The following is a 7,108-nucleotide window of genomic DNA, read 5'->3' on the forward strand; positions in this document are numbered from 1 at the left end:
CATGACCGACTACCAGGAACTGCGGCAGCGGCACCTCGCCGAGGCCGCCGCCCTCGCCCCCGCGCTGCTGGCCCGTCTCGAGGAGCCGCCCGACCGGCTGGCCGCGCACCGCCGCGACGCCCTGCGCCGGCTGGTCCGCGTGGCCCGCGACCTCTCGCCCTGGCACCGCAAGCGGCTGGCCGGCATCGACCCCGACGAGGTCACCGAGGAGAGCCTCCGCGAGTTGCCGGTGATGACCAAGGACGACCTCATGGGCTCCTTCGACGAGATCGTCACCGACGACCGGCTGACCCTCGACGTCGTGGAGGACCACCTCGACCGGCTGACCTCCGACGCCTACCTCTTCGACCGCTACCACGCCTGCGCCTCCGGCGGCTCCTCGGGACGCCGCGGCGTCTTCGTCTACGACTGGGAGGGCTGGGCCACCGTCTACTGGAGCCTCATGCGGCACCCGCTCCGGGCGCTGCGCACCGACCCGGCGCTCGCCGGTGTCCGCCCGCGGCTGGCCGTGGTGGCCGCCGCCGCGCCGACGCACATGACCAGCGCCGCCCCGCAGACCTTCACCACCCCGCAGGTGGAGCTGCTGCGCTTCCCCGTCACCCTCCCGACGGCGGAGCTCGTGGCCGGCCTCAACGACGCCCGGCCCCCGCTGCTGTGCGGCTACGCCTCGGCGCTGCACGAGCTCGCCGCCGAGGCGCGCGCGGGCCGGCTGCGGATCGCCCCGGCCTGGGTGATCGCCGCCAGCGAGCCCCTGCTGCCCGAGACCCGCGCCGCCCTGACCGAGGCGTTCGGCGTGCCGGTCGGCAACTGGTACGGCACCTCCGAGGCCGGCGGCAACGGCTCGCCCTGCCGGCACGGCACCCACCTCGCCGACGACCTCATGGTCAACGAGCTGGTCGACGAGGACGGCCGTCCGGTCCCGGCCGGGGTCCGCTCGGACAAGGTGTTCCTCACCAACCTCTACAACACGGCGCTGCCGCTGATCCGCTACGAGCTCACCGACCAGCTCGCGCTCGTCGAGGGGGACTGCCCGTGCGGCAGCACCCACCGGCGGATCGAGGACCCCCAGGGCCGGCTCGACGACGTCTTCGCCTACGGCGGCCTGCGCGTGCACCCCCACGTGTTCCGGTCGCCGCTGTCGCGGAGGCGGGAGGTCGTCGAGTACCAGGTGCGCCAGACCCCGCGCGGTGCGGAGATCGCCGTCCACACCACCGGGCCGCTGGACGGCGACGCCCTCGCCGCGGCCGTCGCCGGCGAGCTGGCCCGGTTGGGCGTGCCCGACCCGCAGGTGCGCGTCACCGCCGTCGACCGGATCCCGCGCCCGCCGTCGGGCAAGCTGCGGCGCTTCGTGCCGCTCCCGGCCGCCTGAGCCGTCCCGTCGTCCCGGCGGCGGAGAATGGGGGCGTGCGGCGGGAGGCGAGTGTGCTGCACCTCGACCTCGACGCGTTCTTCGCCGCCGTCGAGCAGCGCGACAAGCCCTCGCTGCGCGGGCGGCCGGTGGTCGTCGGGGGCACCGGCGGGCGGGGCGTCGTCGCCACGGCGTCCTACGAGGCGCGCGCCTACGGGGCCCGCTCGGCGATGTCGACGGCGGAGGCGCGGCGCCGCTGCCCGCCCGGGACGGCGTTCCTCGGCGGCCGGTTCGGCGCCTACCGGCGGACCTCCGACGTCGTCATGGGCCTGCTGCGCGAGCTGTCGCCGCTGGTGGAGCAGGTGTCGATCGACGAGGCCTACGTCGACCTCGCCGCCGGCCCGGGCCACGACCTCTCCGTCGACGGCGTCACGGCGCTCGCCCGCGACCTCAAGGCGCGCATCGCCGCGGCCACCGGCGGTGTCACCGGCTCGGTCGGCATCGGCAGCTCCAAGCTCATGGCCAAGATCGCCTCCGACCTGGACAAGCCCGACGGCCTCGTCGTCGTCCCGCCCGGCCGCGAGCTCGACGTGCTGCACCCGCTGCCGGTGACCCGGCTGGGCGGCGTGGGCCCGGCGACGGCGGAGCGGCTGCGCCAGGTCGGCGTCGGCACGGTGGCGCAGCTGGCGGCCAAGTCGCTGCCCGACCTCGTGGCGCTCGCCGGCCGGGCGCACGGCACCGGGCTGTACCAGCTGGCGCGCGCCGAGGACGACCGGCCGGTGGTGGCCGAGCGGGAGGCCAAGTCGGTCTCGCAGGAGGAGACCTTCGAGCGCGACCTCACCGACCTGGCCCAGCTCAACCGGCTGGTCGACGCGATGGCCGCCCGCGTCGGTGGGCGGCTGCGGGCCTCGGCCCTGTCGGGGCGGACGGTGACGGTCAAGCTGCGCCGCTACGACTTCACCACCACGACCCGCTCGCAGACGCTGCCCCAGCCCACCGACGACGCCCGGCAGGTCGCCGCGATCGCCCGGCGGCTGCTCGCCGAGGCCGGCACCGGCGGCGGCCTGCGGCTGCTCGGCGTCGGCGTGTCCGGCCTGTCGCAGTACGCGCAGGGCGAGCTGTTCGCCGACGGCACGGGGACGGAGGAGCCCGAGGACGCCGCCGAGTCGGGCCCCGCAGCACCCGAGCCGCCGGCCGACCGGCGCTGGTGGCCGGGGCAGGACGTCGTGCACGACGAGCTCGGCGCGGGCTGGGTGTGGGGACGCGGGCTGGGCCGGGTGACCGTGCGGTTCGAGGGGCCGCTCACCCCGCCGGGCCCGGTGCGGACGCTGGCCGCCGACGACCCCGCGCTGCACCCGGGCGACCCACCGGACTGGCGGGCACCGACGATGGAGCCGTGACGGAGAACGCCTGGGTGCGGATGACCGCGGCCGATCCCGGCCACTCGGCCGCGTACGTGCAGCGGTTCCGGGACCTGGCCGCGGGCGGGATGGACCTGGTCGGCGAGGCCCGGCTGGTCGACGCGATGCTGCCGCGCGGCTCGCGGGTGCTCGACGCCGGCTGCGGCCCGGGCCGCGTCGGCGGGCACCTGGCGTCGGTGGGTCACACCGTGGTCGGGGTCGACGTCGACCCGGTGCTCATCGCCGCGGCCGAGGAGGACCACCCGGGGCCGCGCTGGCTGGTGGGCGACCTCGCCGAGCTCGACCTGCCCGACCGGTTCGACGCGATCGTCTGCGCGGGCAACGTGGTGACCTTCCTGGCGCCGTCGACCCGGGGGGAGGTGCTGCGCCGGTTCCGCGGGCACCTGGCCGAGAGCGGGCGGGCCGTCGTCGGGTTCGGCGCCGGGCGCGACTACGACTTCGCCGTCTTCCTCGCCGACGCCCGCGCCGCAGGCCTGGAGCCCGACCTGCTGCTGTCGAGCTGGCACCTGCACCCGTTCACCGCCGGGTCGGACTTCCTCGTGGCGGTGCTGCGCCCCGGGTGACGTGCTGGAACGGCCTCCGTCAGCGGGCGCCGAGGGCGAGGGTCAGCTCGAGGACCGTCTGCGGGTCGTCGAGGCGCTTGCCGTAGAGGTCGCGCAGCTGCCCCATCCGGTAGCGCACCGTCTGCGGGTGCACGTAGAGCTCGGCGGCCACCTGCTCGCGCCGGCCGTGGTGCAGCAGCCACGAGCGCAGGGTCTCGAGCAGCTTCTCCCGCGGGCCCGCGCCCAGACCGTCGAGCGGGGCGAGCACCTGGGCGCGCAGGTCGGCCAGCGCCTCGGCGTCGGCGCGCAGCACGAGGTCGGCCAGCCGCAGCTCGGTGTCCACCGCCCCGTCGCCGTCGGGCAGCAGCTCCAGCTGCACCGCCCGCAGCGCCCGCGTGTAGGACGACCGCGCGTCCTGCCAGGGCCGCGGCGGCCCGACGACGGCGCCGCGACCGCTCAGCGAGGTCAGCAGTCCCGCCCGCGCGAAGCCCTCGGCGTCGGGCACGAGCAGCACGGCCCGCTCGGTCGACGGCTCGGCGCCGGGCAGGTCCTCGCCGGCCTGCAGCGTCCGCGCGTCCAGGTTCGCCATGGCGTCGCGCGCGCCCGCCTCGGGCAGCAGGACGGCGGTCAGCGTCCGCGGCGGGGTCCAGTCCGCCCGCTCCGCCGCGGCGAGCAGCTCGTAGGGCGGCGCGCCGGCGACCAGCAGGCCGGCCAGCCGCTCGAGGTTCCGCCGCCGCTCGCGGCCGCTGGCGGCCAGGTGGTCGGCGTGGCCCGATGCGCTGGCGGCCGAGAGCCGGTCGATGTAGGCGAACACCAGCCCGGCGAAGCGGGCCAGCGACGCCGCCGGCATGCCCGCCGCCACCGCCGTCTCGCTCAGGTGCCGCCAGGCCACCCGGGCACCCACCCGGTAGGCGGCCAGCAGCGCGTCCATCGACCGTCCGGTGCGCGCCTCGCCGCGGCCCAGGGAGTAGGCACCCTCGATCGCGGGGTCGATGGGCCGGCTGGCGTCCGCGCCGCCGGCCGACGTCGCCAGCTCCAGGAAGCCGGCGAGGGCGAGCTGGACGGCGTTCTCGATCTTGCGTCCCATGGGCCCGCGGAACGCCTCGGCGTAGCTGGGCACCTCGACGACGATCGCCGCGACCGTGCGCTCGGCCACCGACGGCAGCTCGGCGACCATCGCCGCCGCGACCTCCGGCGCGAACGTCCCCTGCTCGGGCGTCACCCGTGACCTCCTCGTGACCGCGGTTGTGCGCTGGGAACAGTATCCGGCGCCACGTTCACGTCCAGAGCACAGGTAGTTAGACGTTCGGCAGGGAACCGTGGAGGGCATGACCGCGACCGTTCCGCGCCCCTCCCCGGCCAGGCCGGGCCTGCGGGCGCTGCGCGACCGCGCGCTCCGCCTCGCCGAGCTCGTGACCACGCCGCTGCTGCCCGCCGACTACCTCGACCTGGTCGACCCGCTGCGGTCCGGCGCCGACCTGCGCGGGCGCATCGAGGCGGTGCTCCCCGAGACCCGCGACGCCGCCACCGTCGTCATCCGCCCCGGCGCCGACTGGCGACCGCACCGGCCCGGCCAGTACGTCCGCATCGGCATCGACGTCGACGGCGTCCGCATGTGGCGCGCCTACTCGATCACCTCCGACCTCGGCCGCGCCGACGGCTGCTTCACCGTCACGGTCAAGGCCATCCCCGGCGGCAGGGTCAGCAACCACCTGGTGCGCCGCGCGCGGCCGGGCACGATCGTCCAGCTCGACCAGGCCACCGGCGAGTTCTGCCTGCCCGAGCCGCACCCGGCCAAGGCGCTGTTCGTCACCGCCGGCTCCGGGATCACCCCCGTCATGGGCATCCTGCGCAACCACCCCGAGCTCACCGACGTCGTCCTGGTGCACTCCGCGCCCACCGCCGACGACGTCGTCTTCGGCGCCGAGCTGCGCGACATGGCCGCGGCCGGCCGCATCCGGCTGGTCGAGCAGCACACCGACACCGCCGGGATGCTCGACGCCGCCGCGGTCGCCGCCCTCGTCCCCGACCTCGCCGAGCGCTCCACCTGGGCCTGCGGCCCGGTCGGGATGCTGGAGGCGCTCGAGGAGCACTGGGCCGCCGCCGGACTCGCCGACCGGCTGTACACCGAGCGGTTCCGCCCGAAGGTGCTGGTCACCGGTGAGGGCGGCACGGTGACCTTCACCACGAACGGCACCTCGCTCGAGGCCGACGGCGCCACCCCGATCCTCGACGCCGCCGAGGAGGCCGGCGTCCTCATGCCCAGCGGCTGCCGCATGGGCATCTGCTACGGCTGCGTGCTCCCGCTCCGCGAGGGCGCCGTCCGCGACCTGCGCACCGGCGAGGTCACCACCGCCGCCCCCGGCGACGGCGTCCTCGTCCAGACCTGCGTCAGCGCCGCCGCCGGCGCCTGCGACATCGACCACTGACCGTCTCGACCCCGAGGAGCACCGCATGACCGTTCTGCAGAAGAAGGCCGTCAACCCCATCGAGCACCTCACCCCCGAGGACATCGAGCTCCTCGGCAAGGAGCTCGACGAGATCCGCCAGGGCGTGATGGACAGCCGCGGCGAGTCCGACGCGCGCTACATCCGCAAGGTCATCGACGTCCACCGCAAGATCGAGCTGGGCAGCCGCGCGGTGCTGCTGGCCTCGGGCTTCCCGCCGGCCTGGATCGCCGGGACGATCGGCCTGTCGATCGCCAAGATCCTCGAGAACATGGAGATCGGGCACAACATCCTGCACGGGCAGTGGGACTGGATGCGCGACCCGAAGATCCACTCCACGACGTGGGAGTGGGACATGGCCAGCCCGGCCGAGCAGTGGAAGCACTCGCACAACGAGCTGCACCACACGTACACGAACGTGATCGGCAAGGACAACGACCTCGGCTACGGCATCATGCGCGTCGACGAGGACCAGCCGTGGACGCCGATGTACCTCGGCCAGCCGCTGTGGAGCTTCGTCAACGCGTGCTTCTTCGAGTACGGGATCGCCGCGTACGACCTCGAGCTCGGCGCCGTCATCGCCAAGAAGCAGACCGGCGACCCGGAGTTCCGCCGGCGGGCCAAGCAGGTGCTGGTCAAGATCGGCCGGCAGGTGCGCAAGGACTACGTCATCCACCCGCTGCTGTCGGGTCCGAACTTCCTCGCCACGCTGGCGGCCAACTTCACCGCCAACGTCGTGCGCAACCTGTGGTCGAACTCGGTGATCCTGTGCGGCCACTTCCCCGAGGGCGTCGAGACCTTCGAGAAGAAGTCCATCGACGGCGAGACCCGCGGCGAGTGGTACCTGCGCCAGATGCTCGGCTCGGCCAACATCTCCGGCTCGAAGGCCATGCACGTGCTGACCGGGAACCTGTCGCACCAGATCGAGCACCACCTGTTCCCCGACCTGCCGAGCAACCGGTACGCCGAGATCGCGCCGAAGATCCGCGACCTGTTCGACCGGTACGGCCTGAACTACCACACCGCGCCGCTGCCGAAGCAGGTCGCCTCGGCCTGGCACAAGATCATCCGGCTGTCGCTGCCCAACGGCTGGCTGCAGAACACGACGGCCCGCAACCTGCCCACGCAGCTGGTCAAGCTGTGGAAGATGACCACCGGCGAGCCGAAGGTCCGCCGCCGGCTGCTCCGCGAGCAGGCCGCCCTGGCCGCCGCCGCCTGAGCGGAGCGACCGCCGAGGAGGGGGGGGGGGGGGGGGGGGGGGGGGGGGGGGGGGCGGGGGCGGGGGGGCGCGGGGGGGGGGGGGGGGGGGGGGGGGGGGGGGGGGGGGGGGGGGGGGGGGGGGGGGGGGGG

Annotated in this window: 6 protein-coding genes; 5 read left to right on the forward strand and 1 reads right to left on the reverse strand. The window is 75.2% G+C overall.

Annotation, left to right across the window (positions count from 1 at the left end):
• The first annotated feature begins 1 nt into the window (after position 1).
• The 3 genes from ACI78U_RS21085 to ACI78U_RS21095 are packed head-to-tail and all read left to right on the forward strand — an operon-like array spanning position 2 to position 3,332.
• Positions 2 to 1,369, forward strand: a complete 1,368-nt coding sequence (locus ACI78U_RS21085) for a phenylacetate--CoA ligase family protein (RefSeq protein WP_456877352.1) — start codon at positions 2 to 4, stop codon at positions 1,367 to 1,369.
• Positions 1,370 to 1,404: 35 nt separating this feature from the next.
• A complete protein-coding gene (locus ACI78U_RS21090) occupies positions 1,405 to 2,748 on the forward strand; it encodes a DNA polymerase IV (protein WP_456877353.1) in 1,344 nt (447 codons plus the stop codon).
• Entirely contained in the window at positions 2,745 to 3,332 is a 588-nt protein-coding gene (locus ACI78U_RS21095; RefSeq protein WP_456877354.1) for a class I SAM-dependent methyltransferase, read from the forward strand. The genes ACI78U_RS21090 and ACI78U_RS21095 overlap by 4 nt, the downstream gene beginning before the upstream one ends.
• Positions 3,333 to 3,351: 19 nt before the next feature.
• Here ACI78U_RS21095 and ACI78U_RS21100 read toward each other — a convergent pair whose 3' ends face one another.
• On the reverse strand, positions 3,352 to 4,533 hold the full coding sequence (locus tag ACI78U_RS21100; RefSeq protein ID WP_456877355.1) for a PucR family transcriptional regulator: 1,182 nt from the start codon (positions 4,531 to 4,533) through the stop codon (positions 3,352 to 3,354).
• A gap of 106 nt (positions 4,534 to 4,639) precedes the next feature.
• Here ACI78U_RS21100 and ACI78U_RS21105 point away from each other — a divergent pair, with 106 nt between their 5' ends.
• Both ACI78U_RS21105 and ACI78U_RS21110 read left to right on the forward strand, forming a co-directional pair.
• Positions 4,640 to 5,740 (forward strand): ferredoxin reductase, encoded by a 1,101-nt coding sequence (locus ACI78U_RS21105; RefSeq protein WP_456877356.1) that lies wholly within the window; start codon positions 4,640 to 4,642, stop codon positions 5,738 to 5,740.
• A gap of 25 nt (positions 5,741 to 5,765) precedes the next feature.
• On the forward strand, positions 5,766 to 6,977 hold the full coding sequence (locus ACI78U_RS21110) for a fatty acid desaturase family protein (RefSeq protein ID WP_456877357.1): 1,212 nt from the start codon (positions 5,766 to 5,768) through the stop codon (positions 6,975 to 6,977).
• Positions 6,978 to 7,108 lie beyond the last annotated feature (131 nt).

Source organism: Geodermatophilus sp. SYSU D00710 (assembly GCF_054050195.1).

Coding starts and splice junctions, on each gene's coding strand:
- ACI78U_RS21110 (WP_456877357.1), top strand. CDS start 5,766: ATGACCGTTCTGCAGAAGAAGGCCGTCAACCCCATCGAGCACCTCACC.
- ACI78U_RS21085 (WP_456877352.1), top strand. CDS start 2: ATGACCGACTACCAGGAACTGCGGCAGCGGCACCTCGCCGAGGCCGCC.
- ACI78U_RS21105 (WP_456877356.1), top strand. CDS start 4,640: ATGACCGCGACCGTTCCGCGCCCCTCCCCGGCCAGGCCGGGCCTGCGG.